The sequence below is a fragment of the Nocardia sp. SSK8 genome (assembly GCF_037034205.1).
In the GTDB taxonomy this organism is placed as follows: Bacteria; Actinomycetota; Actinomycetes; order Mycobacteriales; family Mycobacteriaceae; genus Nocardia.
In genome coordinates this window covers 338302-364481 of the sequence record NZ_JBAGKD010000002.1, presented here as the reverse complement: position 1 = coordinate 364481, position 26180 = coordinate 338302, and the positions used below count along the sequence as shown (strand labels likewise).

Below are 26180 nucleotides of genomic sequence, written 5' to 3'. Positions count from 1 at the left end.
GTTGAAGTCTGCGCTGGGCGGATCGCGGCGCGATCGGTCGGTCCAACGACGGCAGCCGACCAGGACCAAGGCATCGACCGGCGCAGAATGGCCGTGGAACGTGCAGGACGCACCGTCACGGGCAAGGAGTGCGTAACCGAAATGTCACCCCCACCAGATGTGCACGCTAGGTACTGAACATCGCCTGAGCAGCGCAACTCTGCAGCATGCTTCGCTCGGTTCCAAGACCGATGTGGGTCAGCCGGTCAACGGCTTGTCCGAGGCGGCATCGTCGGCGTCGGGGCGGGTGGTGCCCAGGCGACCTCAAGATTCAGCTCCGACCTCGTTCGCAAGGGCTCGTATGCGGCGATCTGCATCCTCCGCACGTTATGCTCGTTTGATGACATCCATCGGGGCGATTCGTCCACACCCTTCGGCGGCCGAGGTCGCCACGATGGTTGGGCGGCTATGGGCCCGAAGCGGCGAGCCCGCGGAGATAGTGTCGGACTTTTTCGTGGTCTTACCATGATCAGGGCGCGTTGAGTGTGTCTTCGATGACGTCGAGGTGCTAAAGGGCCGTAAGGACACGATCGACAGGCTTCTTGAGCACGGTGTTGCGGTGAACGTCCTTCTACCGGTTCACTTGCTTGGGTTAGCCCACGAGGAGGTTCGCGGAATGGACATCTCCCTCCAGGGGTGGCTCGAAGACGATAATAGCGTCCCGCGCTTCGTCTCCCCAGAACAGGCGTAAGGGGGGAGCAATGCCACCCTCCCTCAACACCTTCGATAAGACCTTAACTCCTGGCTATATGCAAGATCCACTGTTCGAGGAATATGACGTCGATGCGAAGACTTTCTGGAAGGAAGTCAACGGACTAGTTGACTACTATAAGTCGCGCGACTTATCGGTTTCTCGGGATACCGCCTACCTCGGTCATATTATTAACTACGTTCGAGACGGGCATTTTCTGGTTTGACGAACGTCAAACTCCGCGAGCTCGGTGCACTCGTACCGCTGGCATCGGGCATGCCGGAATTTTTGCAGGAGACGCGTACCTTCATTGAAAGTGATGAGCGGTATAGGCATCACGAAATAGAGGTCGAGCATTAGATTGTGTCGACTGGGCTTCGGCAGATGATCGAAGGCAACCCTATTAGGGAACATGCCGACGGCGCATGGGCTTGTGAGCTGTTGCCGAATTCGCCTTCGCGAGGATATCTGGATTCACCTCAAGAAGGGTCGATGGAAACCGTGGGCATTCTTACGGGTATCGGGTACACTCTCAACAATACGACGAAGACGAGAGCGGTCTTCGAGATTAATAAAGGAGCAAACTTCGAACCGGACATCGATGTGAACGCTCGAATGTCGCCAGATGATCGCCGTGTTCCGTTCACAAATATGATCTACATTGCAGATGGCCCGAGTGATGTTCCGGTCTTCTCCGTCATAAACCAAAATGGCGGCAAAACGCTAGGGGTTTACACGGGAGGGTTCGGCACGGGGAATTACGACGGCGTACAACAGCTGCTTCAAGATGGTCGCACAACCTTGTCGGCGAAGGCAGATTATCGACAAGGGATGGAGGCGCACAACTGGCTAATGCACTCTCTAAAACAGATTGCTGACGGAATATGCGCCAGCCGCGAGAAGTAGCATCGCAAACATAATATCGCCCGCAGGCCATAAGATCTGAGTTCGCGGCGGTATTGAGGTACCTGGTTGTGCTGCTCTTACCTGCTGCCAGGGAAGCCGACAAAGGAGAATGCGGAGCATCCGGTAATCGGCATCTCAGGATGCTTGCCGACTTGGTCGTAGCGTTGCGGCCGACCGATCTGGACACATCCGTGCACGCTGGTGTCGGTCCGCCGGATCGCTCCCTCATTCAGCCGCTGATGAACTGGATCACCCGCGATATCCTGGGTTTCGTTCTGAAGAGATGACGACCGGCCAACTTGGAGCTACGATTCCTGCAGTCGAGTCGATGTCATCGGCTCAACTGCAGGGTGGGACAAGGGGGTGCAGTGTTCCGGCAGCTGACAACGTCATCGGAGGGCGAGGTCTGCGGCGGGCAGGATCTATCTCGGGACGAGGACGACCTCTTCTCTCAGGTCGGCGTCAGCGAGGAGAACGTCGAATTCTGCCGCCGGTTAACAGCATTCGTGGCCCCGGTCGCTCGTCATCGGGGTGCGGTTGTCGAGGATCCGGCGGTGCTGGCGTGGGCGCAGGCCGTCTATGCGGCGTTCGGTGATCGTGACGATTCCGGGAGAGGGCTGACGGCCGCCGAGCTGGAAGCCATGTGTGGCGACGCTGGTCCGGGAACGTTCGAAAGCCGGTTCTCTGTCCTGCGGGGGATGGGGTTCGTGCATCCGCCGCGGGATCAGCCGCATCAGCAACGATTGGTCTTCCCGACCGTGAGCGTGGCGGCGCTGCTGGTCTTCGAACGCCTCAAACGAGGTGGCGGGGTTCAGGAGATCCTGATCCTGCTCGATGAGACCCGGCAGGGGGTCGTGGACGACCAGTTGCAATCGGGCGAGATCAGTTCGAAGCTCATCACTCTCCGGCGTGCGATCGCCATCAGCGCGAACGAACTGATCCAACTGGCCGGTCGTCCAGTGGAGGAGTTGATCGCGCAGCGTGCGAACCATCGGATGTCCGAGCAGCTGTTGCAGGAGGCTCGCACGCTGATCGACCTTGTGTCCGAGCAGTTTCCGGAGCTCGCCGCTACCGGTGGTCAGCTCATCGCGCAGGCTTTGCGGTACTCGGCGGCCGCGAATGTACTTGTCGAACGTCTGCTTGAACATATCAAGACGCACCGTGACTTCTCGATGCTGACGGCCGAGCAGTACCGATCGGCAGCGTTGCGTTCGAGTGCAGACGTGTTGGCCGGAGTCTTCACTCAAACGGTTTTCGACCCACCTTCGACGACTGTTACCGCTCAGCGCGTGATCGCGACCATGCGGGAGTTGCGGCCACGCGAGATCGTTCGACGCCCGCCCCGGACAGTCGCGTACTCCGATCCTGGGGACCCCGTCGAGCGCGCTCGCCGACGGCAGCAGGCAGTCCGAATCCGGAGAGAGACCATGACCAGGTTGTATCTGCGTGGCCGCGAGAAGGCCGATCTCACGGATGAGCTGCTGAAGGCTGGATGGCCCAGGGCTGCGAGGATAGTCGCCGATCTGCTTGCCGCGACCGCGGACTGTGATCTGCCTGTCCGCGTCGTGCTTGGAGTCTCTTTGCGCGTGGACTCAGCGGCAGCGGTGAGCTATATGACACCACTGCGCTTGGTTGTGCCGGCTGATGGACACCAGCATGGATGACCGCGTCTGGCTCGCTGCGCTACGTGCCACGGGAACAGCTGAATTGCCGCACGACATCGCCACCACGGAAGCACGACTGGCCGCGGCCAGTGGAGCCGGCAGGCAATTGGTCCCGGTTGATCTGCCTAGAGGACCGGGCTGGGCGATGACGTGGCAGGACGATGTCGCACCGGAGCTGGAATCAGCGGGCAGTCCCGGCACACCGAGCGCCAATCCCGTCATCGTTTTGGCCGCGTGCCTGCGTGCCTGTTGGACCGATTCCGCTGCGCCGCTCTACCCGGGTGGCGAGACGACGATCGAGCATGTCACACAGGTGGTCTCGGCCCTCGGTGTGGTCCAGGCGCGGCGTGCGGTGAATCGCTTGCTGTGGTGGGGGTATCTGACCGAGGACTCCGGTCGGGGCTCGGTCCGCCTGGGACCGCGGGTCGCCCTGTGGTCGGAAGCCGACATCGCGTATCTGCGGGCGGAGTACGACTTGCTACCCCGTGACAGGACCGAGTGATGTCCGCATTGTTCGATTCCCTGCCTGCCGCGCGCAGGTTGGAAGTCATGTCCGCGGTCGCCGCCGTGGAAGCGGCGTTGCATCCGGTCCCCGCACGCGAGTTCCGTGCGCTGGCCGAACCGACGTTGCGGCCTGTTGTGGAGCAGGTGCTCGCCCGGTCCGGGCGGGTGCTGATCGAGGCCGGGGGCGGATACCTGTCCGGATACGCGGACGACGTGTCGGCCGAACTCGTAGGCCTGGGCATCGGAGTTCTGCCTGCCACGCAGCGAGCCGTCCTGGCGATGGTGCTGCTGTTGAGCGTGGCGGTTCCGCGCGCCGAGGGACGACTTGCCCTGGGGGACCTATGGACACGGAGCAGACCGGTATCGCCGGACATGCTCGGGCGCGAAAGCGAGCTGGCGCCGGGAACCATCGACTCGGCGATGACCGCACTGCGTGTGGCCGATCTCGTGAAGGACGTTGCGGGCGGCGTGGTACCCGGTCCCCAGTTCCGCCGGTTGACCGACGCAGCGGTTTCGCACCTGTTCGAGGAACTGATTCTTCTCGCAGAACCGGAAGGGGATCTTGCCTTGTCCATCAAACGTCTAAGGGCTATGCGTGCGGCAGGCAACCGAGAGGAACAGCGATGACGGCTGGGGCAGGATCGAAGCCGGACAGCGCTCTCCGCGGTGTGGTGGGCGACCGCCAACTGTTCGCGGTGCAGACCTTCGATATCGCGCGGTTGACGAGCCATGTCGTTCCGCTTGTGCCACGGACCTTCGTTGCGGTTTCGGGCCAGGGGCCCAAAATGGACTCGAACGGTTCCGGGAAGACCAGCTTTCTTATCGCCGTTTCGGTCCTCCTCGCCGATCCGCAATGGCGGCTGGATGTGTATGGCGGCAAGAACGCCGCTGGGGTGCTGTTCAAGCCGGACTCCGCCGGTTTGGATCCCGTGCAGCAGATCCGCCCATCGACGGTCGGCTACATCGCGGGTGTTTTCGCGCGCGAGGACGATCCGGCAAAGTCTGTAAAGACCGTGTGGGTACGGCTGTCGACATCGGCGCCCTACCTGCAGGTACGCTGGATATCCGGCGTTCATCTTGCAAACAGCGATGAAGACGGTATTCGTGAGCTGCAAGCCGATGATCTCTGGGAAGCCGCGAAGGGTAACGGTACGTGCTCTGCCCGCCGGATGGCCGAGACCCTGTACGGGGACGCGCCGCGGTGCCTGAGCTACCTGGACACACCGCTCCGGCCGCCTGTGCCATCACTCCTCAGCCAGCAAATGACGGAGATGGGTCCGCGGGAGATCGCCGAATCACTGATTGCTCTGTCGGGTTCACGAACACTGCTTGAGCAAGAACAGACCGAGCGCGGTGTGGTCGTGGATCGACAGAAGAACTACGACGAAGCGCTGGAAGACCAGAAGCGACAGTACCTGCTCGACGAGAACGAGTTGGTGAATATATCCGCACGAGACAACGCCCGTGCACAACTCGACCAGGCTCAGCAGCACTGGCACTACTATTCGGCAGTTCGATACCTGGACGTCCTGGAGCGAGACCGTGATCTCGAGCAGCGGTGGCGGACGGCTGTGGGGCTGCGCGCTGAGTCTGCCGAGGAACTGCGGCGGGCCGAGTTGGAGCTGGCTCAGCTGAACGCCGAGAACGATTTGGACCGAGCCGAGCAGGATGCGCGGATCAACTGGAAAAGGACCGGCGAGCGGTTGCGCGATCTGGAGAGCGCTCGATCCACACTTGTCGGCCAACGCCAGGTTCTCGAACTCCGCCTGCGGGAGCTGATCGACGCATCCAAGGACTGGGCGGGTGAAACCGCCGAGGAGGCGGCTTTGGCGGTTGATCGAGCCTTCGAATCGTTCGCCGAGGCGAGGCTACGCGGCGACCGGAACAAGGATCGGTTGCAGGAACTGGAACAGCAACTGAAGCGCGCTGAGGAAGGGCGTATCGGAAAGGCCGGTCACGTCATCGACCTGCTGGAACAAGCCGGGATCGCTGGGGCGGCGTTGTTCGATATCGTCGAAGTTCTCCCGGCCGCCCGTCTGCGCTGGGAGGGACGTCTGTGGCCGTGGCAAGACGCCGTAGTCGTCGATCATGATCAGCTGGTCGACGCTCGCCGGGCGGTGGCAGATCTGCCTGGGGCAATGCTGGTGGCGACAGACGATCATGGCCACCACACAGACATCGATGGTGCCCATTCGTCTCGTCCGATCTCGGACTTTCTCGGTGTTCTCGCCGATCGCTGGCGCGACGTAGATGATCGTGGACTGGCATTCATCACTGACGAACCCGCGCGCGCAACCATTTTCGCCGGCTTCCCCTCGCCGATCACAGGACGTGCAGCGGTGGTGTGTGATCTGAGGTCGAGAGTTAGGAAGGCGACGGATGACGCCGCGCGATCGCAGCAGGCCTTGGTGCTCGCCCAAGCCGAGCACGAACTCGCCGAGGCCGCTCTCCGGGGTGCGAAAGCCGCCGCAGATCTGAAGGAAGTCCAGGAGTCCGTCGCGGAGATCAATGAACAGGTCGGGGAGATCGCCGGCAAGATCGGAAAAGCCGTGGAGGAGGAAGCCGGACTCGAGGCTGTGTGGCGGAACCGCCTGGCTGACAAGGAAGGCCACGATCTGCGGGTTCAGGCAGTGCAGGGGGTGTACAGGGAGAAGAAGGCCGATGATGACCAGGCCAGCAGCAAGCTGGCATCACTGGAAAACGAGCGCATCGGACTGCAGGTCGAGAGGTGGCGTGCGCTGTGGGGCGGTGACGAACATAGCGCGCAGTTGGTACGCGAGTCAGAGCCGTCGAGGAGCGCTCGCGAAGCACACGCTGAGGTCCTCAGATGTGTGGCCGACGCCGCCAGAGCATACGGAATTGAGGACGGTGCCGAGTCTACGACAGGTGAACTGGCCGACACCGCTCGCCTGCGGCGAGAATTCGCGCGGTCCGACGCTCTCGCTTTCCCGACCGTTGTGCTCGAGGACCTAGCCGCCCCCCTACAGGTGCGACTGGAGGGACACCTCGGGCGCGATCGCTCGACGCGCGCCCGAATCGAGCAGGATCGTGAGCAGAAGGCTCTCTTGGTCCAGAACGCCGAGACCGAGCTCGCGTTGGCCAGCGACCGGCTGATGACGCTGCAGGACATGATCGAACGGCATCTTGAGAGCATTCTTCGAGGGGTGAGTACGGCTTTCGATCGGCTCGATCGGGAACGCGGCGGGTTCGGCGCGGAACTTACATTCAACAGCGAGCGGCCGAGCGGTCCGGGGGACTGGACGTGGCAGGCGACGCCGCGTTGGCGCCGATCGCGCTCTGGACCGCTGGTGTCCTACCGTCAGATCGCAAACGGCGCACAGGTCAAGGTTTATGCGGTGCAGTTGGTACTGGCCGCGGTCCTGGCGGATTCGCACACGGCCGGGAAAGTCCTGGTGCTGGACGAACTGGGCAACAGCTTGGGTGAGGTCAATCGGAAGGACGTTCTCGGTGCGCTGAAAGCCGTTGCGGAGGAGGCCGCCGTCACGATTCTGGGGACTTGCCAGGACAGCGTACTGGTCGACGCGGCGGACATTTGTGGTGAGCTGATGTGGTTTGAGCACGCGAACAGCAGCGATGCCTTCAACCAGCCGACGAGGGCGTGGGGATACGACGCCAACGGTGAACGTGTTGATGCCATCCATTCCTGGCTCGAGGCGGGGCGCGCCGATGAGTGACGGGAGTGGTCGTCGAGTTTCCTTGCGGGACAGCACTGGTCGCGTTCCGGTGCCCTTGCCGAACCTACCGAGCGGGATCGCAGCGTTCTCGGTGCCCAAACCGGAGTCGTCGGTATCCGGTGACGAGTCGATGGATCGGGTACCGAAGGACCGTCGGCGACGGCTGAAAATCACCCGTGTCGATCTCCTATCGGTCGACGCGCGCGATGGCTTCGACGTTCCGGACGTTATCGCGCCCAGGGATCTGGTGTGGGCGTTGCGGACCCAGACGGGCAGGCAGTGGACCGGAATGACCACTCGGTTCGGTGACCGGGCCTGGGACGTTGCGATATCGTTGGTGCGCGCGGGGGTGGGGAGCCTGCGGTGCACCGTCGACGGCCTGAACTATCAGCCATCGAGGTTTCGCCTGACCGAATCCTGGTCGGCCATCGCCGACGACCGCATCGCCGATTTGACCGGCCACGGTGACCCCGACACCCGGCGCGCCGCCCTGCTGACCCGGATGGTTCCAGTACCTCGGCTGGCAGATGAACTGGCCCGGCTCACGGCTGTCGCCGACGGAACACCGTTGCGAGTACCCGCGGGATCTCAGACGCGAACCCGCGCGTGGAGTGTGTACGAAGCGGCTCTCCGAGCCGCCTGTGTGTGGTTCCCGGATACCGACGCCGGGCTGCGGCATACAGCGAACTCGCTGGCGGGCGAGGCATTCTCCGGAGCGAAGCGGTGGACCCCGGAGCGCCAGACCGCGTTCGCCAACCTGATCGGTGTGCCCTTCACCACCGCGGTGGACGAGCCGGACGTCGAGGTATTGGTTCGCGGTCCGCTGGTCTGGCGGATCGGCGACGTCCTGGCGGACGCGCAGGCCAGTGAGCCATGGATCGGACTGCCAGCCAGTGGAATTCGAATGCTCGGATCGGTCGACGTGTCGAGAGTCCGCGGCGTCCTGTTCGTGGAGAACAAGGACACCTTCGAATACGTCTGCCGCAATACGGATCTGAGTCGCGACTGTCTCTGCGTCTGGGGAAGGGGCTACGCATCGGAGTCGGTGGTCGCTATGCTGTCGACAATCGCGGATGTGCCCATAGCTGCTTGGTGCGACCTGGATGCCGACGGGATCAACATCATTGTCGACCTGGCCTCGCGTCTCAACAAGAAGGTACACCCCGTCGGTATGGGTGTGGATCACTGGGCGGCAGGCCCCTACCGGGATCAGACCGACGCCCAACTAGAGCGGGGCAAGCGGCGAGCACAGGACCTCACGCGGCGATGCCCGCCCGAATTACGTGCTCTCGCACTGGCAATCGGCGAAACCGGACAGGGCCGGGAACAAGAGACCTTGCAGCGTGATATCGCACCGACATTGCGAACCTCCTTGGATGCACTGTGGGCGGTACCGCTTCCGGGAACCTGAGCCTCGCCCGAATCGGCCACTTCTCCCGTGCAGCACCGTGATCCCGTGACCACCGGGACCGTACAGATCGGCTGACGAACGTATATCTGGAGGTTTGGTGTTGGACACTGTTCCTGATGCGGAACCGAAGTCGTTGGCTTTGAACGCGCTGCACCCGTACCTGTCAGTCGTCGTACTCGAATGCACCGGCAGCGACGTTGCGGCGCAGTTCGCAGTTCTGGCCGACTTCGTTTCGACCATGCCGCGGCGACGTGCTGGTCGTTCCGTCGAACAAGTGGCTCACATCCAGTGGCGGGCAGGGGACACTGACCATCCACAACATGATGTTCTTGTGGGGGATGAGATCAGTGAACTCACCGGCCTGGTCTGGAGGGTGGAGGCATTGCCGAGTTGGGCCGACGAATCGGCCGGATTCCGGAACGTAGAACACGTACTGATGTTGCTGCTGCGCCAGGAGCGGTTGGTCGCGATCTACGCCGACGACGCCACCAATGAACGCATCCAGCGGTGGCTGGACAAAGCTCCTCAGCCTCGGTGGAAACGGCTGCCGTCCCACGTGCTCGAGGCGGCGCTGCTGCGCGGGGAGGTCAAAGGACTGTGGTTGCAGGGAACACATCGGCGGCGGTCGACGAAACCGGATTCCAAGAACATCAGCGGTCTGGACCTGAGGGAGGCACTCGATCCAGCCCACGACTCGTCGTTCGCGCTGCGTTCGGCGCGTGCTGATCTCGAAGACAGTCCGGAGCGAACCGCCTTCAAAGGCAAAGTGGGAACAACACCGTCGAAGTCAACGGTGTGGTCATCGGAACGGACGGTCAACTTCCGGCACTACGTCCGAGCAGTCTCCGAACTGCTGGTTCTGGTCAGAAGCGTCATGGCAGGTGACGCGAAGGTCGCCACCTCACTACCGGTGTTGGCCAGACAAGCCCACGACACTTCGGCGGTGAGGGGTGCCTATGCAGTCTCGGTACTCACTCCCGACGACATCGCGAGCCTCCCGCAAGCCGATGCCGAACGCATCGCCAACGCCGAGTTGCTCCAGCGTGCAATACATGAGGTGACCGCTGAACCCGATTCTCCGGGGTTCGTCCTGGACGTGGGTACCGAGGGCACAATCGGGGGCCGGCTCGGGGTTACGCCGAGAGAGTCCAATGGCCGCTACCGACTGGACGTCGGTATACGTGGCACTCCCAGCGACCTCAGCCGCGTGATCCCGGTTAGAGACGCACTCAGCACCGGGGATCTGGTGACGGTCTATTACGCGTCCGGTCACGCCTTCGTCAACAACACCTTCTACACAGCACCCATCACCACCGCCCGATTCTCGAACTGGAGCTTCGAAGACTTCAGCGGAATCCGGATCGATCGGGAGAAGCCGAATGTCAAGGGAGACCAGGCGATCCATGACGGAATCGGCCGACCCGGCGATACCTCACTATTCGCGTGGGTGTTGGCCCACTACGGCGATGGTTGGTTGACCTGCGATGACGGGTCCGGTGAAGTCGCGGACTTCGTGCATATCGCCGACGACGGGATCCTCACGTTCATCCACGTCAAGGCAGCCGACAACATAAGTCCTCAGCGGGGTATTGCTGTGGCTCCCTACGAGGTGGTCGTCAGCCAGGCGGTGAAGAACGTGGTGTACACCGACCCGGAGCTGCTGGGCGCCAGACTGGCCACTGCTCGGATCGATCGACCCGCCACTTGGATCGAGGGCGTGCGAGTAGCCGACCGCAGTGAATTTCTTGAAGTCCTGGCTGCGCGCGACGCCACCGATCGAACCGAGGTGGTAATCATCCAACCGCACGTGAGCGAAGCGGCCTACTGGCGTGTACGGCACTCAAGCCGCTCATCGCCACCATCGCACGAGCTTCTGCGGCTCTATCTGCTGGAGCGTTTGCTCACGAGCGCGCGGTCGAACGTCGTCGCCTCCTGCGACGAGCTCACGGTCATCAGTAGCGCGATCTGAACGTTGGTCAGGACATGGGACTCAGTCGTGGCTGACAGTACGAGGCGGGGGCGAATGTGAATGTAATTCGGACATTGCTCTGCAAATGACCAGGTCAATTCATTTTCTCCCGCGCGAGCGGGGATGAGCCAGACATGCGCCCAGTTCGCCTCAGGCCCGCCTCGTTGTCGCAACTTTTCCAGCTCCCTTGCTCCGAGCAAGGCTCACTCTTGCACGCATGAACCCCGGCCCCTCAATATCGGTCACCGAGCGTGTAGCCAACATCTCACCCCCGAGAGCTGCGCGACCTCTTCCCGGCGAAGCCCCGGGTACGACGTCGGCTCCCCCGCGGCAATCCGACATCGTCGGGACCGATCTTGGCGCGGCGGGATTTCAGGAACGCGGCGAGTTCCGTCCGCTTGGTTTCGCGGACCGTACCCCTACCGGCTTCACTCATCCGGCCATTCTCGCCGCCACAGGTACCGGTATCCAGGTGCCGCTGATACCCGGATGGGGCTCGTCGGCGTCTATGCGGGACCGTCCGGGAGCAGGTGGCGGTGGACCAGGCGGTGCCAGCGGCGGTGGCGGTAGCGGAAGATGCCGGTCGCGACGATCGCGACGAGGGGGGTGGCGGGGCCCGCGTCGATGTCGATGGTGTCGGTGTAGCGGCAGGTGTGGTCAGTGAGGGGTTCCACGTGGAGGGTGTGGTTCCAGGACTTCAGGAGGCCGCCGTGTTCGTGGGTGCGGATGGTGCCGGTGGGTTCGTCGACCTCGAGGACTTCGATGGTGTGCCGGTAGGCGGGCAGGATGTGGAAGGCCCACAGCCAGGCCGTGCCGCTCTCGCCCTCGCGGAGTGGATCGACGCGGCCCGCGAGCATCGGGATGCCGAACAGGCCGCGGCAGACGTAGAGGAAGGTGGCGGGGGCGAGCATGGCGCGCCAGACGCGGTCGGCGCTGGTCGGAAGTTCGGTTCGCAGACGGACGGTTCGCATCTACCCTGGTCTCCTCGGTCGGTTCGTCGTGGGCCTCACCCTGAATACTGCGTGCGCCGACCGCGCGTGACTACTCGCATTCGACAGCGGAGACGACCATGGCCCCCACGGACCGGTTCAAGGCACGGAAGCAGCCGAAACAGCAGCGCGCGACCCAGACCCGCGCGTGGATCCTGACCGCGGCTGCTCAGGTTTTCGCCGAACACGGCTACGCGGCTGGCACCACCAACCGCATCGCCGCGCGCGCCGGGGTCTCCATCGGTTCGCTGTACCAGTACTTCCCCAACAAGGACGCCATCCTGCGCGCCCTCATGGACGAACACCTCGACGCGGGCACCCAGCTCCTCGCCGAACGCCTCTCCGGCGGACTCCCCGATCACCTCGACGACATCCTGCGCCTGTTCATCCGCGCCACGATCGACAACCACCACGACAACCCCCGCCTGCACCGCGTGCTGTTCGAGGAAGCCCCGCGCTCACCGGCCCTGCTGGAACGCCTCCACGACACCGAGGCTTTCGCCGTCACCACGGTCACGCACCTGCTGGCGAATCACCCCGAGGTATCGGTCCCCGATACCCACCTGGCCGCACGCATCGTGGTCGCCACGGTCGAATCACTGGTCCACCGTCTCGTCGCCACCGCGGACCCGGTTCGAGCCGACGAACTCGAGAACGAAATGGTCGATCTCCTCGGAAACTACCTGCGGAGAACGGAATCCAGGCCCGGCTGAGGTTCGCCTCCGCGCAAGGGTTTGTCACACCCCTTTGCCACAATCCACCGCATGGTGATCTCACTGCCCGCCGACCCGCGGAACTCGACGCTGTACTCGGACTGGGCGAGTCATTTCGATCCCGGCGCGGTCGGGAGCGCCGAGGAGCTGGTCACCGCACTGAGTGAGAGGGCACGGCGTGCGGGCAAGCCCGGCGCGTTCCTCGATGAGGTCTCCCGACAGGCGGATTCGCTGCCCGCGCGGCATCGGCCCTGGGTGCTGGACATGGTCGGGCACTGGCTGAGCGGGTATGCGGGCGCCTCGAAGTCCGACACGCGCTATCGGACGGCGGCGATCAGTGCCTATGGCCGCGCACGCGCGGTCGAACGGGAGCATTCCCTGCCGGTGCACGTGGACTTCCATCGGGAGAACACCCTGCTGTTCGCTCGCTACGGCGCGCTCCCGGTCAAAGAGGTCGCGGCCCATCAGCGCTGGTTGACCGGTGTTGGATCACCGCAGGACGCGCATCACGAGTTCGTGCGGCTGCTCGTGGCGCTCGCGCAGGGCGGTGCGACGCTCGGGGCGGATCTGCCTCGCCGTGTTCGCGCCTCGGCCAAGGCCGCGGGACTCGGCCTCGACGCCGACTCGCGAGTCCTGCGAGATGTTCTCGCGGCCTGCACCTCCCAGAAGGTGCCGGACGGCCTGCTCGACGGTGCGGCCAAGGTGTTCGCCCAGGTGCCACCCGACGATGTCGCACCGCTGTTGCGCCTGTTCCCCGCGACGACCACGGACGGATCCGCGCTGCTGCGGCTGCTCGACGCCGTCGGCGCGATCGAGGGATTCGCGGACGGGACGCTCACGCCGCCGGGCGGACTGGCGGAGTGGATCAGCGAGTTCTTCGCGATGTACTGCTATGTCGAAGTGCCGTACGGTGGGGTGACCGCCCAGCAGATGCCCGCGGAGCTGTTCGAGATGATCGAGCGGATCGGCCCGCGGCTGAAGGAATCCGGCGACGCGGTGTCCCTGGCGCGCGGCCGGTTCCGCCACTGGTACATCGATGCCGACCTCGCCGACGCGCTGCTCGCGGTCGGGGCGCGCGTGACCGCTCCCGACATCGGCCGAATGCACTTCTGGGGTGCGGATTCCCGGCGCGATCTGCTCGCCTTGGCCGCCGATCCGGTGCTCGGCCCGCGGCTGGAAGGTGTCGTGCACGCCGATCGGCGGACCACCGGTTCCGCGATCGTCCGGCTGCCCGACAACCCCGGCATCGAGCGTTCGGTACTCGCACGCATCGCCGGTGTCATCGAACGGGTCGCGAGCGGCGGGCTCCTCGATGCCGAGCTGGCCCTCACCGAGCTCGACGCGTTGCTCGACCTACCGACCGCCCAAGCCCTCGACGGGATCGAGGAAGCGCTGGCCGGTCTCGACGGCGTCGCTCCCCTGGTGCGCATACTCCACGCCGGTGTTCCGGGTGAATTCCATTGGCCCGCCTGGGAGGCGGCGATCCGCGATCTGGGTGATGTCCAGGGTGTCACCGCCACGTGGCCCATGCTGACCCTCTACAACCACCAGCGCGCGGTGGTGATCGGCCCGCGGGCGACCGTGGCCGACACCGAGTTCACCATCCCGGCCGGAGCACACCTGGGCGCGGTGTTCTTCGTCGGCGGCGATTTCCTGGTCGGCTACCGCGCTACCAAGACGTCCTACGCCCAACACGCCTTCTGGGCGAGCGCACCGGGCGAACACTTCGCGGTCGCCGAGTGGGCCGGAATCGAATCCTGCCGCACCATCTACCAGGGCGGCCTCGGCTATCAATTCGCCACCCCGGACGGCCGTCACGACGGCCAGCGAGTCCTGCGGCCGGGTGATCGGCACGGCATCGCGGACCACCGGTTCCAGCTGAGTGACGGCACGCGGGTGTGGCGTTTCGAGAGGCGGCATGCGCGGTCGGGTGTCTGGACCGAGGTGGATCCGCACGATGGCTCGCCCGGGGAAATCTCCTCGCTTCCCGGATTCTTCGCCGACGGCGACGTTCCCGACGGGAAGGAGATCGTGAACTCGCAGCTGTCGTACGTCCGGCTCCCCGACGGAGTCGCTCTCTCGCCGCTCGGCGCGGTCGAGAATGTCAGTGGCTACCGGGTCCTGCGTGACCGTGGCGAATTCACCGGCTATGTCGTGGAGTCCGTCGACGGCCGCCGAGCCACCTTCGCCGGAGGCCGGGGCACCGACTCCCCCTGGGGCCTGGTCCGTTTCCCCGCAGGCGGGAGCGATCTGCTGATGACCTACGGCTCCACCGCCGCCGCCCACGGATTCGCCACGATCCGCGCCCATGACGACAGCAGTCCGCTCTGGGACGCACAGACCGCGCCGCGCGAGCCCTCGGCCTTCCCGCCCCCGGCGTTCTGGCATTTCCTCACCCCGCGCGATCCGGAAGGTTCGGCGGCCCTGCGCGGAATCGACGCCGCGGGCGCACGCGAACTCCTCGCCACCGGCACCCTGCCCGCCGGTCTCACCGATCCCGTTCTCGCGGAGGCTGTGCGGGCGCTGGCCGATCAGGCCGCCCGACTGGCCGCTGCCCGGGCGCGTATCTCCGCGCGGGTGGCGACGATCCGGTCCGGTGCCTTGGTCACCGTGCCCGCAGCCGTACCGGACTCCGACCTTCTTCCCGCGCTGTTCGGTCTGCTCGACCACCGGTGGGAGGCGCATTCCACCGTCGTAGCCGCCACCCTCACCGGACTCGCGGCGGACGGCCGATTCCTCGCCGGGGACATCGATGACACGGTGCGGCGGTTGAGCCCACCCGCGGCGCCCATCGACTGGACACCGCTGCTCGGCGACATCGACGCGGTGGCCTGGCGCGCGATCAACGGCCGCACCTCCGACGCCGACCGCGCGGCGCTGATCGCCCTGCTCACCACCTGGGCCGCACAGCCGTTCGCGGTTCCCGGCACCTGGCGACTCGGCCGGTGTCCGGCGGCTTCCGCCACCGAACGCACGCTGGTCCACCAGGGCACCTTCCTCCAGCCCGCCGCGGTGCCGCCGCCGACGGACGCGACCGAAATCCATCTCCGCACCATCGCCCGCGACGACGCCACCCGGATCGGGCAGCTCCTGGAACACCTGACGCACCACGGGCCGCGCACACCGAGCGCGGACGCGGTGCGGCGCTTCGCCGAACTGACCGGTGTGCGCGAGCCGATCGCCCGGCTCGTCCTGGACGGGCTGCCGCGCCGCTGTGGTGTCGGCGGCGGATTGTCGCGTCTGGTCGACGCGCACAAGAAGCTGGTCCGCGCCAAACCGTACGGCGCGAACGCCGTTGTCGCGGATCAGTACGAGGCATACTCGCGCCGTCTCGGCCAAGCGGGACGGCAACGTCTCGTGGCGGCTGGCATGCCCGAGGACATCGCCGAGTTGTGGACCGAGGACGGTGACCTCGCGGCCGCCGAGCGGATGGCGGCGGTGTGGAACGAACTGCTCGGCAGGCGAACATACGTCTCGGAGGAACTGACCGTCGAGCTCGAGGCGGCCACCGGCCTGCCGAGCCCGATGGCCATGGCCCTGGCCCACCCGGACAACACCACGGTCGCCACCGAGGACCTGCGCTGTCGGCTGCGGGTGAGTGGCTACAGCTGGCTCGACCTGCACTACGGGAAGTCCAGCGTCTCCTCGATCCGGCGGTGGAATCCCTATCGCGAGCCGGCGACCGCCTTGGCCTGGGCGCTCACCGAACGTCCGGTCGCGGACCCGGACAGCGCCGGGATGGCCGTGCTGCACGATCGGCTCCGCGCGCGGCTGCGAGCCCCGGAGCTGCTGGTCGTGCTCGAATCGCTGGGGCGGTTGCCCACCACGCTGTTCGGGCCGAACACGTACCCGTTCGCGCCACCGGACCGGGTCGTCTACGACAACGGGCTGATCGTCGTCGACGGGGAAGGGTGGCACCGGGCGACCCTGCTGCGACCGGCCGCCCTCGCCGATCCCGACGCGCTGAGCCGCAGCCTCCGCATCTGCGCCGACCACGGCCTGCCGGACCTGGCCCGCGCGATTCGCTGCGAACACACCCTGGTGACCGGCCTGCCCGCGCTGCTCGATCGCGCCGCCACCTCCCCGGTGACCGCCGGGCAGTACGAGGCCGACCCACGACAGAGCGTCCCCGCGCTCGTCGACCAGGTCTCGGCGAGGCTCGGTGTGAGCCCGGACGCGGCAGCCCTGTATCTCCAGCTGCTGACCCTGGCCCGGCCCACCGACCGCGCCGTCCGCCGCTTCAACGACTGGACTCCCGCCCGGCACAAGAAGGTTCAGGCCGAGCTGGTCGCCACGAAGTCGGTCGTCGAGGACAAGCGCGCCCGAGCGGGCCGCACCGCGTTCATCCCGGGGCCGTGGACCGCGACGGTGCCGACGCCGCATCTACCGCTCGAGACCGCCAAGCTCGACCGGTACCTGGTCCGCGTCGACGCCAAGACCATGATCGGCCCGTACACGGCGATCCTGCCGCCTCGACCGCTGCACGAGATGTTCGCCGACGCCTGGAATTCCCGCGATGCCTGATCACCGGTTGGGTTCGGTCAGGGTTTGCGGCCGATGCCGCCGAGGATGCAGTGGCGGACGTCGGAGAGGGGGGTGAGGTGGGGGCCGTCGGGCCACCAGTCGTCGCAGCGGACGAGGCCGGGGTCGACCAGGTCGAGGGTGCCGAACATGGCCTGGATCTCGTCGCGGGTGCGGAAGCGGCCGCTGCCCATCGGGCTGTGGATGAACTTCTCTTCCATTTTCTGGGCGAGTTCGGTGTATTCGGGGGTTTCCGGGTCGTGGAAGTGAGCGATGGCGACGAAGGAGCCCGAGGGCAGGGCGTCGATGTAGGTCTGCATGATGGCGGCGGCGTCCTCGCCGAGGTAGTGGTGCAGGGTGCCGATGTGGAAGACGGCCAGGGGGCGCTGGAAGTCGAGTTCGTTGCGCACGGTGGCGTTGTTGAGGACCTCGAGCGGACGGAAGATGTCGGCCTCGGCGATGCGGGTGCGGCTGTTGCTGGCCAGCAGGGCCTGGGCGTGCACCAGCACCGAGGGGTCGTTGTCGACGTAGACGACCCGGGACTGCGGGTTGACCCGCTGGACCACCTGGTGGGTGTTCTCGGCGGTGGGCAGGCCGGAGCCGAGGTCGAGGAACTGGTCGATGCCCGCCCTGGCCAGGAATCGGCAGGCGCGGATCAGGAAATCGCGGTTGGCCCAGGCGAGATCGTTCACCTGTGGGGCGACGGTGCGGACCTGCGCCAGCACTTCGCGGTCGACCTCGTAGTTGTCCTTGCCGTTGAGTGCGGCGTCGTAGACCCGCGCGATACTCGCGCGAGTGGTGTCCACCCCGACCGGAACGGCGCTGGGGTAGGCAGCGGAAGAATGCGACATCACGTGCCTCCAGGCATCGGTGGCGACTGTAAGGAGATTTCAGCCTAGATCATCGTTTCCCTTGCTACAGAGGCAATCCCGAGACCGGTCCACCCGGCCGGGTATCGCGGATACCCGGATCAAGCGGCTCCTGGCCGGTCGGGTGGGCATTGCGCACGATCGGCGCATGAGTCAGATTGTCGCGCCGGTGTCGGCGCATCCCGCGGTGACCGGGCCTCGTTCGGTGGCTGTGCTCGTCGTCCTTCTCGCCGGACAGTTCATGGCGGTGCTCGACGCCTCGATCGTGAACGTCGCGGCCCCGGCCATCCGGACGGATCTGCGCGCGGGTGGTGCCGCGCTGCAGGTGATCGTGGCCGGGTATGTGATCGCGTACGCGGTGTTGCTGGTGGCCGGTGCGCGGCTCGGGGAACGGTATACGCAGCGGCGGGCGTTCGTCGTCGGGTTGGCGGTGTTCACGCTCGCCTCGCTGGCGTGTGGGTCGGCGTGGAACGAGGTGTCGCTCATCGTGTTCCGGTTCGTCCAGGGGGCCGGGGCCGCGGTGATGGTGCCGCAGGTGATGACGCTGATCCAGCGCACGTTCACCGGCACCGCCCGGGCCAGGGCACTCGGGCTCTACGCGATGATCGTCTCGGGTGGCGTGGTGGCGGGGCAGATCCTGGGTGGGTTGATCGTGGACGCCGATCTGGCGGGCAGCGGCTGGCGCGGGGTGTTCCTGGTGAATGTGCCGCTCGGGTTGGGGCTGTGGGTGCTGGCGGTGCGGGTGCTGCCGATGACCGAGGGGCGGACCGATCGCCGGGTCGACTGGGCGGGGCTGGTGACCTTCACGGCGAGCGTCCTGTTGCTGGTGGTTCCGCTGATGGTGGGCTACGAGCTGGGGTTCCCGACGTGGACGGTGCTGTGTCTCGGTGCGGGTGTGCTGGCCGCGGGGGCGTTCTGGGTGGTCGAACGGACGGTGGCCCGGCAGGGGCGTGATCCGCTGTTCGCACCGCGGGTGGTGGGTGCGGCGGGGCTGATTCCCTCGGCGGCGACGCTGCTGCTGATCATGGCCGTCTTCAGTGGGTGGTTGTTCGCGTGGGCGCTGTATCTGCAGGGCGAGCTCGGCTACAGCGCGGTGCGGGCCGGGACGCAGTTCCTGCCGATGGGGCTGGCGTTCGCGGTGGCCGGGCTCTACTGGCAGCGCATTCCGCACCGGTGGCAGGCACGGATGATCCCGGCTGCGCTGGTGCTGGACGCCGTGGCACTCGCCTGGCTGGCGGGATTGTCGCACGCGGGCGCGGGCACGGGACTCGCGGTGTCGGTCGCGTTCGCGCTGTTCGGGCTGGGGAACGGGCTGGCGTTCAGTCCGCTCATGACGCGGGCCCTGTCCGCGGTGCCGGTCGCGCTGGCCGCCGATGCCAGCGGGATCCTCGTCACCGTGGTGCAGCTGGGCATCGTGGCGGGGATCGCCGGGTTCGGGTCGGTGTTCCTGGCCGCCGCCGAGACGATGGCGGCCGCGGAGGCGGTGCGGCTGGTCCAGCTGGGTGGTGCGGCGGCGTCGCTGGTCGCGGCCGCGACGGCCGTGGTGGCGGTGCGCCGGACCCGGCGGTGAGTGGCGAACCGGCACCGTGACGATCGCGGCGGCATCGGCGCTGGGTTACCGTGACTGCATGCACGAGCTCCCGGCCGGTGCCGTTTTCGCCGGTTTTCGCATCGAGCGGGTGCTCGGGTCCGGTGGTATGGGCAGTGTGTACGCGGCCCGGCACCCGCGTTTGCCGCGCCTGGTCGCGCTGAAACTGCTGCATTCCTCGTTCGCCGCCGACCCGCTGTTCCGGGGGCGGTTCGAGCGGGAGGCGGAACTGGCCGGACGGCTGGATCACCCGAATATCGTCGCCATCCACGACCGGGGCAGCGCGGACGGGCAACTCTGGATCGCCATGCAGTACGTGGCGGGCAGCGACGCGGACACGGTGGTCCGGGCGGGAGCGTTGCCGGTCGAGCAGGCACTGCACATCGCGCGCTCCACGGCCGACGCGCTCGATCACGCGCACGCGGCGGGGCTGCTGCACCGTGACGTGAAACCGGCCAATATCCTGCTGCGCGAGCGGGCGCCGGGGGTGACCGCCCAGCAGGTGCTGCTCACCGATTTCGGGATCGCCAAGGCGATCGACGAGGGCACCGCGCTCACCCAGACCGGGTCGCTGGTGGCGACCCTGCGCTACGCCGCGCCCGAACAGCTCGACGGCCGGGCACTCGGGCCGCGCTCGGATCAGTACTCCCTGGCGTGCACGCTGTTCCATCTGCTCACCGGGCAGCCGCCCTACACCGCCACCAGCGCGGGCGCGCTGATCGGCGCGCACCTCATGCATCCCGTCCCGCGCGTCACCGCGCTGCGACCGGACCTGCCCCCGGCGATGGACGCGGTGTTCGCGCGGGCGCTGGCCAAGGATACGGACCACCGGTTCGCGAGCTGCGCGGAGATGGTCGCGGCCGCCACCACCGCGCTCACCACCGGGGTCGGGCCGACGGTGCCGTTCACCCAGGCGGGCGGAACCACCGGCGCCACAGCCGAATTCGACCGATCCGGGCCTGTCCACGGGACCGGCGGGCCCGCCGTGGTCGGGCCGAGCGGACCGACGGGAAACCCCGGCTCGCGGCGGCGCTGGATCACCGGGGCCGCCGTGGCCGCCGGACTGGCCGTCGTCCTCGCTGTGGCCGTGACGATCGCCCTCACCCGCGACGACCCCGGTACCGGCACCTTCCCCCCGCCGAGCACCACTACCGCGACGACCACCACGGTCGACGCGTGGGCCGCCGCCCAGCCGACGATCGCCCTGTTCCCCGATCTGCTGCCCGCGAGCCCGGACAGCGAGGGCTATCGCGGCTTCCGGTGCAGCTTCGCCACCAAGAACCCGGATGCGGTGTGGGACACCGGCTTCGACTGCACCGACCGCGAGAAACTGAACATGCAGGTGCTGGCCCACCCCGACACCGCGGCCGTGCAGAAATTCGTCGCCACGCTGCCCGCCGGGGCCACCCAGCAGTTGCGCTCGCGCTACGGGAAACCGATCACCGTGCGCAGTTTCAACGGCTCGACCGGGCCGTGGCTGCTGGTGCAGTTCGACACCGCACCGCATTCGACCGTGCTGCTCCAGGTGTACTGGAAGGGCCACACCCATCAGGAGATGATCGACGAATGGCTGACCAGCGCACCCCTGTGATCGCGCGCGCCGCCCTCGGCGCGGTCGCGGTCCTGCTCGCCGGATGTTCCGCGATGACCGGTACCGCGACACCGGGTGAGATCGATGTCCGCACCCTCGACGTGGGCCGCTACACCACCACGCCCGCCGACATCGAGAACGGGCGCGAGCCCACCGACGGGGCGATCCTCGAGGGGCTGCGGATGGGCGCGGCGATCGTGTTCCCGCACGATGTCGACGCCGGACTCACCCACAACTGGGGCACCGACGTGCTCGACACCCCGCGCCGCACCGCCGACGCCTCGGCCATCTCGAATGTGAATCTGCCGGTGCTGGAACGGCATCGGATGATCACCGGCTTCGACATCGCCGAGGGCAGCCGCGCTTTCGACGCGAAGACCCCGGCGATCGAGACCGACGCCCGCGTCACCCGGGTGGTGCTGCTGCGGTTCCCTGGCGCCGCCGCGGCCGAGGCCGCCGCCCGCGACCTGGAGGCCACCGATTTCGCGGTGAGCCCGGACAACCAGCCCGTGCCGATCCCGGGATACCCGGCCGCGCACGCGCATTGGCGGCCCGGCGTGAAGACCATCGGCGCCACCTTCGCCCACGGCGAGATCGTGGTGAGCCTGTTCCTCCAGCATCCGAACCCCGATATCGATGCCCTCGCGCGCCGGGCGGCCGCGATCCTCGACGCGCAGGTACCGCTGCTGGAGACGTTCACGCCCACCGCGCCCGACCGGATCGCCGACCTCCCCCGTGATCCGGACGGCCTGCTGCGCCGCGCCCTGATCCCGGGACCGGCCAATCAGCAGATCGCCATCTCCTCGCGCGAGTTCGCCGCCTGGCCCGGGCGCGCGAGCCTGCACTACCGGCCCACCGAACCCGCCGAACTCGCGGCGGCCTGGGACCGCGGCGAGGTGGACAGCGTGGCCAATTCCTACACCACCACGCTGTTCCGCTTCCGTGACGACAGCGCCGCCACCGACTTCGGCGACACCTGGCAGCGCACCCTCAGCGAGGCGGCGCACCCGGTCAGCGCGCCCGACAGGGTGCCCGGCGCGCACTGCGCGGAACGCCGCGGCGCGACCGGTTCCCCGGCGCTGACCCGCTGCTACGTCAGCTACCGCCGCTACGGCGCCTTCGTCAGCGGGCCGGAACCGGCCGGGGTGCGCCAGCAGGCCGCCGCACAGTACGCGCTGCTGGCCAACGCGTCCTGACTCAGAGCTGGGCTTCGATCGCCTGCACGACCTCGCCCGCCTCCGGGGTGACGGTGGGACGGAAGCGGCCCGCGACGGTGCCGTCGCGCGCGATCAGGAACTTCTCGAAGTTCCACTGGATATCGCCCGCGGTGCCGTCGGCGGCCGGGGTCTCGACCAGCGCGGTGTAGAGCGGGTGGCGGTCCGCGCCGTTGACGTCGATCTTGGCCAGCAGCGGGAAGTCCACGCCGTAGGTGACCGAGCAGAACTCCTGGATCTCCTCGGCGGAGCCGGGCTCCTGGCCCATGAACTGGTTGCACGGCACGCCGACGACGGTGAAGCCGCGCTCACCGTAAATCTTCTGCAGCTCGACCAGCCCGGTGTACTGCGGGGTCAGGCCGCACTTGGAGGCCACATTGACCAGCAGGACCGCCCGGTCACCGGCCACCGCGCCCAGGGTGGTGTCCGCGCCGGCCAATGTCCGCACGGCGATGTCTCGAATATTCGCGCTCACCGGCGCCACCGTACCGCAGGCGCCGCGCCCCGCCCAGGGTCCGATTCGGACAGGTTTCTGAAACACGTTCTTGTTTTGTCGGCGGCAACGCGGCACCATTTCGGTACACACCCGAACACCGGAGGCCGCTCGTGACCGAAAACCCAGCCCGGATCGACACCGTCCGCCCGCTGCGCGCGAACACCGTGACGCACTGGGACTTCGAGGCCGACGTGGTGGTCGCCGGTTACGGCATCGCCGGCGTGTGCGCGGCGATCGAGGCCGCGCGCGCCGGGGCGAAGGTGCTGATCCTCGAGCGCACCGGCGGCTGGGGCGGCGCGGCGGCGCTGGCCGGTGGCTTCGTCTACCTGGGTGGCGGCACCCCGCTACAGAAGGCGCTGGGGTTCGACGACACCCCCGAGAACATGGCCACCTTCCTCACCGCGGCACTGGGTCCGTGCGCCGATACCGACAAGATCGAGGACTACTGCGCGGGCAGCGTCGAGCACTACAACTGGCTCGTCGGGTGCGGGGTGCCGTTCAAGGAGTCGTTCTGGGGGGAGCCCGGCTGGGAGCCCCCGCACGACGAGGGGCTGATGTACTCCGGCGGGGAGAACGCGGCGCCGTTCCTCGATATCGCGAAGCCCGCCCCGCGCGGGCACGTGCCGGAGCTGGCCGGTAAGAAGATCGGCGAGCGTAGCGGCGGCTACATGCTGATGAAACCGCTGGCCGACACCGTGGCCGAGCTCGGCATCCCGGTCGAGTACGACACCCGTATCCGCAGGCTCGTCGTCGACGACGAGGAGCGCGTGGTCGGCGTGCTGGCCACCCACTTCGGCAAGCCGGTCGCGGTACGCGCGCGGCGCGGGGTGGTGCTGGCCACCGGCAGCTTCGCCTACGACACCGAGATGGTCGACCGCTACACCCCGAAACTGAGCGGGCGCCCGGGCGCGGCGATCGAGGAGCACGACGGCATCGGCATCCGGCTGGCCCAGGCGCTGGGCGCCGAGCTGGCGCACATGGACGCCAGCGAGGTCGCCATCTTCGGTGATCCGCAGATGATGGCGCGCGGCATCCTGGTCAACGGCCGCGGCCAGCGCTATATCGCCGAGGACACCTATCCCGGCCGGATCGGCCAGGCCACCCTGCTCCAGCAGGAGAACCAGGCATTCCTGGTGATCGACGAGAAGTCCCTGGAGGAGGCGCTCGCCACCGAGAGCGCCACGCCGTTCTTCCGGTTCCCGCCCAAGTGGGTCGCCGAGACCGCGGCCGAGCTCGAAGCCGAGATGGGGCTGCCCGACCAGGTCTTGCAGACCACGATCGCCACCTACAACCGGCACGCCGAGCACGGCAGCGATCCGCTGCTGGGCAAGAAACCCGAATGGGTGCGGCCGATCTCGGGGGCGCTGGCCGGTTTCGATCTGCGCGGATTCACCGCCGGGTTCACCCTCGGCGGGCTGCGCACCGACCTGGATTCGCGGGTGCTGCACGTCAGCGGGGAGCCGATCGCGGGGCTCTACGCGGCGGGGCGGTGCACCTCGGGGCTGTGCGCGGGCGGGTACGTCAGCGGGGCCTCGCTGGGTGACGGCAGCTTCTACGGCAGGCGGGCCGGTCGCGCGGCCGCGGCGGCGGCCGACTGAGACGCGGACCACCCGCCGGGCGCCGACTGTCAGTACGCTGCTTCCAGCGCCGCCCGGCGACGAGTCCGGCTGTGGCGCATCCGAGTTGACCACGACAGATGCAGTGCAGGATCGGAGTTGGACAGTGCAAGCAGGTGGGACGTCCGCGGAGTACGTGATCGTCGGCTCCGGATCAGCGGGGGCGGTGCTCGCGAACAGGCTCAGCGCCGATCCGGGCACCACGGTGGTGCTGTTGGAGGCCGGTCCGGCCGACGACGACAAGTTCGCCCATATTCCGGCGGCGTTCTCGAAACTGTTCCGCACCGAACGTGATTGGGACTACCTGACCGAACCGCAGCCCGCGCTCGGTGACCGCCAGATCTACTGGCCGCGGGGCAAGACCTTCGGTGGCTGCTCGTCGATGAACGCCATGATGTGGGTGCGCGGGTTCCGGGCCGACTACGAGGAGTGGGGGCTGCTCGCCGGGGAGCGGTGGAACTGGAGCGCCGCGATCGAGCAGTACCGCAAGATCGAGCGGGTGCAGGACGCGCAGTTCCCCGACGAGGGCACGCACGGCCCGCTGCACGTGCAGCGCCAGCGCAGCCCGCGCGCCTCCACGCACGCCTTCCTGGAGGCGGTGCGCCAGGCCGGGCACGAGCTCGAATCGGCCAACCGGCCCGCGCCCGAAGGCTTCACCCAGACCATGGTGACCCAGCGCGACGGCAGGCGCTGGAGCACCGCCGACGCCTACCTGCGCCCGGCGATGAAGCGCGCCAACCTCACCGTGCACGCCGGGGCGCTGGCCACCAAGGTGCTCTTCGAGGGCACCAGGGCCACCGGCGTGGAGTACCTGCGGGACGGGCAGACCCACACCGTCACCGCGAACCGCGAGGTCATCCTGTGCGGCGGCGCGGTGAACAGCCCGCAGCTGCTGCAGCTCTCGGGCATCGGCGACCGCGACGAACTGGCCGCGCACGGCATCGAGACCGTGGCGCACTCCCCCGAGGTCGGGGCGAATCTGCAGGACCACCTGATCGCCGCGCTCGGCTACGGCGTGGAATCCGATTCGCTGTTCGCGGCGGAGAAGCCCCTGGAACTGATCAACTATCTCGTCCGGCATCGCGGCATGCTGACCTCCAATGTCGGTGAGGCCTACGGGTTCGTGCGCAGCGAGCCCGAGCTCGAGCACCCCGATCTGGAGCTGATCTACGCGCCCGCGCCGTTCTATCACGAGGGCCTGGTGGAGGCGAGCGAGCACGGCGTCGTGCTCGGCGCGATCCTGCTGCGCCCGCGCAGCCGCGGCAAGATCGGGCTGGCCTCGGCCGACCCGACGGCCAAGCCGGTCATCGATCCGCGGTACCTGTCCGATCCCGACGGGGCCGACCGGGCCGCGCTCGAGGCCGGGCTGCGGGTGTGCGCCGGGTTCGTCGGCCAGCCCGCGCTCAAGAGCGCGCTGGGCCCGCTGATCTACCCGCCGCAGGCGCCCGCGGAGCTCGAGGAGACCATCGCGCTGACCATCGAGAAGTTCTCGCACACGCTCTACCACCCGGTCGGCACCTGCCGGATGGGCACCGACGAGGCCAGCGTCGTCGCGCCCGACCTGACGGTGCGCGGGGTGCAGGGCCTGCGCGTGGCCGACGCCTCGGTGATGCCGTTGATCATCCGCGGCCACACCAACGCGCCCGCCGTGTTCATCGGCGAGCAGGCCGCGTCGTTCATCCTGGCCGGGTCCTGACCCGCCGT

At 67.2% G+C, this 26180-nt stretch carries 17 protein-coding genes; 14 read left to right on the top strand and 3 right to left on the bottom strand.

Going from position 1 to position 26180, the window contains the following annotated elements; all coding sequences use genetic code 11:
• The first annotated feature begins 1114 nt into the window (after positions 1–1114).
• The 7 genes from WA675_RS05115 (at position 1115) to WA675_RS05085 (ending at position 10879) form a co-directional block, all read left to right on the top strand.
• Positions 1115–1636: a hypothetical protein gene (locus WA675_RS05115; protein ID WP_336082350.1), complete on the top strand. Its 522-nt coding sequence runs from the start codon at positions 1115–1117 to the stop codon at positions 1634–1636.
• Between the two features lie 368 nt (positions 1637–2004).
• Entirely contained in the window at positions 2005–3300 is a 1296-nt protein-coding gene (locus WA675_RS05110) for a hypothetical protein (protein WP_336082348.1), read from the top strand.
• Positions 3281–3802 (top strand): hypothetical protein, encoded by a 522-nt coding sequence (locus tag WA675_RS05105; protein WP_336082346.1) that lies wholly within the window; start codon positions 3281–3283, stop codon positions 3800–3802. Before WA675_RS05110 ends, WA675_RS05105 begins: the two co-directional genes overlap by 20 nt.
• The gene (locus tag WA675_RS05100) at positions 3802–4431 is read left to right on the top strand and encodes a hypothetical protein (protein ID WP_336082344.1); all 630 of its coding nucleotides are present in this window, start codon (positions 3802–3804) and stop codon (positions 4429–4431) included. The genes WA675_RS05105 and WA675_RS05100 overlap by 1 nt, the downstream gene beginning before the upstream one ends.
• The gene (locus tag WA675_RS05095; protein ID WP_336082342.1) at positions 4428–7499 is read left to right on the top strand and encodes a hypothetical protein; all 3072 of its coding nucleotides are present in this window, start codon (positions 4428–4430) and stop codon (positions 7497–7499) included. The genes WA675_RS05100 and WA675_RS05095 overlap by 4 nt, the downstream gene beginning before the upstream one ends.
• Positions 7500–7548: 49 nt before the next feature.
• Positions 7549–8910, top strand: a complete 1362-nt coding sequence (locus tag WA675_RS05090) for a Wadjet anti-phage system protein JetD domain-containing protein (protein WP_336082340.1) — start codon at positions 7549–7551, stop codon at positions 8908–8910.
• A gap of 100 nt (positions 8911–9010) precedes the next feature.
• On the top strand, positions 9011–10879 hold the full coding sequence (locus tag WA675_RS05085; RefSeq protein WP_336082339.1) for a hypothetical protein: 1869 nt from the start codon (positions 9011–9013) through the stop codon (positions 10877–10879).
• A gap of 506 nt (positions 10880–11385) precedes the next feature.
• On the opposite strand, the gene WA675_RS05080 is transcribed toward WA675_RS05085, so the two are convergent.
• Positions 11386–11850: a hypothetical protein gene (locus tag WA675_RS05080; RefSeq protein ID WP_336082337.1), complete on the bottom strand. Its 465-nt coding sequence runs from the start codon at positions 11848–11850 to the stop codon at positions 11386–11388.
• Positions 11851–11948: 98 nt separating this feature from the next.
• Between WA675_RS05080 and WA675_RS05075 the strand changes: the two genes are divergently transcribed.
• Together WA675_RS05075 and WA675_RS05070 are read left to right on the top strand one after the other, a co-directional pair.
• Entirely contained in the window at positions 11949–12581 is a 633-nt protein-coding gene (locus tag WA675_RS05075) for a TetR/AcrR family transcriptional regulator (RefSeq protein ID WP_442945561.1), read from the top strand.
• 51 nt (positions 12582–12632) lie between these two features.
• Positions 12633–17105: a hypothetical protein gene (locus tag WA675_RS05070; protein WP_336082335.1), complete on the top strand. Its 4473-nt coding sequence runs from the start codon at positions 12633–12635 to the stop codon at positions 17103–17105.
• Between the two features lie 17 nt (positions 17106–17122).
• Here WA675_RS05070 and WA675_RS05065 read toward each other — a convergent pair whose 3' ends face one another.
• Positions 17123–17953, bottom strand: coding sequence for an SAM-dependent methyltransferase (locus WA675_RS05065; protein ID WP_336082334.1), 831 nt, complete (start codon positions 17951–17953; stop codon positions 17123–17125).
• Positions 17954–18119: 166 nt separating this feature from the next.
• Here WA675_RS05065 and WA675_RS05060 point away from each other — a divergent pair, with 166 nt between their 5' ends.
• Genes WA675_RS05060 through WA675_RS05050 form a run of 3 tightly spaced genes read left to right on the top strand, consistent with a single transcriptional unit; the run spans position 18120 to position 22346 of the window.
• On the top strand, positions 18120–19541 hold the full coding sequence (locus WA675_RS05060) for an MFS transporter (RefSeq protein WP_336082333.1): 1422 nt from the start codon (positions 18120–18122) through the stop codon (positions 19539–19541).
• Positions 19542–19599: 58 nt separating this feature from the next.
• Positions 19600–21150 (top strand): serine/threonine-protein kinase, encoded by a 1551-nt coding sequence (locus WA675_RS05055; RefSeq protein WP_336082331.1) that lies wholly within the window; start codon positions 19600–19602, stop codon positions 21148–21150.
• Positions 21126–22346 (top strand): DUF7373 family lipoprotein, encoded by a 1221-nt coding sequence (locus WA675_RS05050; protein WP_336082329.1) that lies wholly within the window; start codon positions 21126–21128, stop codon positions 22344–22346. The genes WA675_RS05055 and WA675_RS05050 overlap by 25 nt, the downstream gene beginning before the upstream one ends.
• Before the next feature lies 1 nt (position 22347).
• On the opposite strand, the gene WA675_RS05045 is transcribed toward WA675_RS05050, so the two are convergent.
• The gene (locus WA675_RS05045) at positions 22348–22839 is read right to left on the bottom strand and encodes a glutathione peroxidase (RefSeq protein WP_336082328.1); all 492 of its coding nucleotides are present in this window, start codon (positions 22837–22839) and stop codon (positions 22348–22350) included.
• 131 nt (positions 22840–22970) lie between these two features.
• Between WA675_RS05045 and WA675_RS05040 the strand changes: the two genes are divergently transcribed.
• Positions 22971–24458 carry an FAD-dependent oxidoreductase gene (locus tag WA675_RS05040; RefSeq protein ID WP_336082327.1) on the top strand — a complete coding sequence of 496 codons (1488 nt, stop codon included), beginning with the start codon at positions 22971–22973 and terminating at the stop codon, positions 24456–24458.
• Positions 24459–24582: 124 nt separating this feature from the next.
• The gene (locus tag WA675_RS05035; RefSeq protein WP_336082326.1) at positions 24583–26172 is read left to right on the top strand and encodes a GMC family oxidoreductase; all 1590 of its coding nucleotides are present in this window, start codon (positions 24583–24585) and stop codon (positions 26170–26172) included.
• Positions 26173–26180 lie beyond the last annotated feature (8 nt).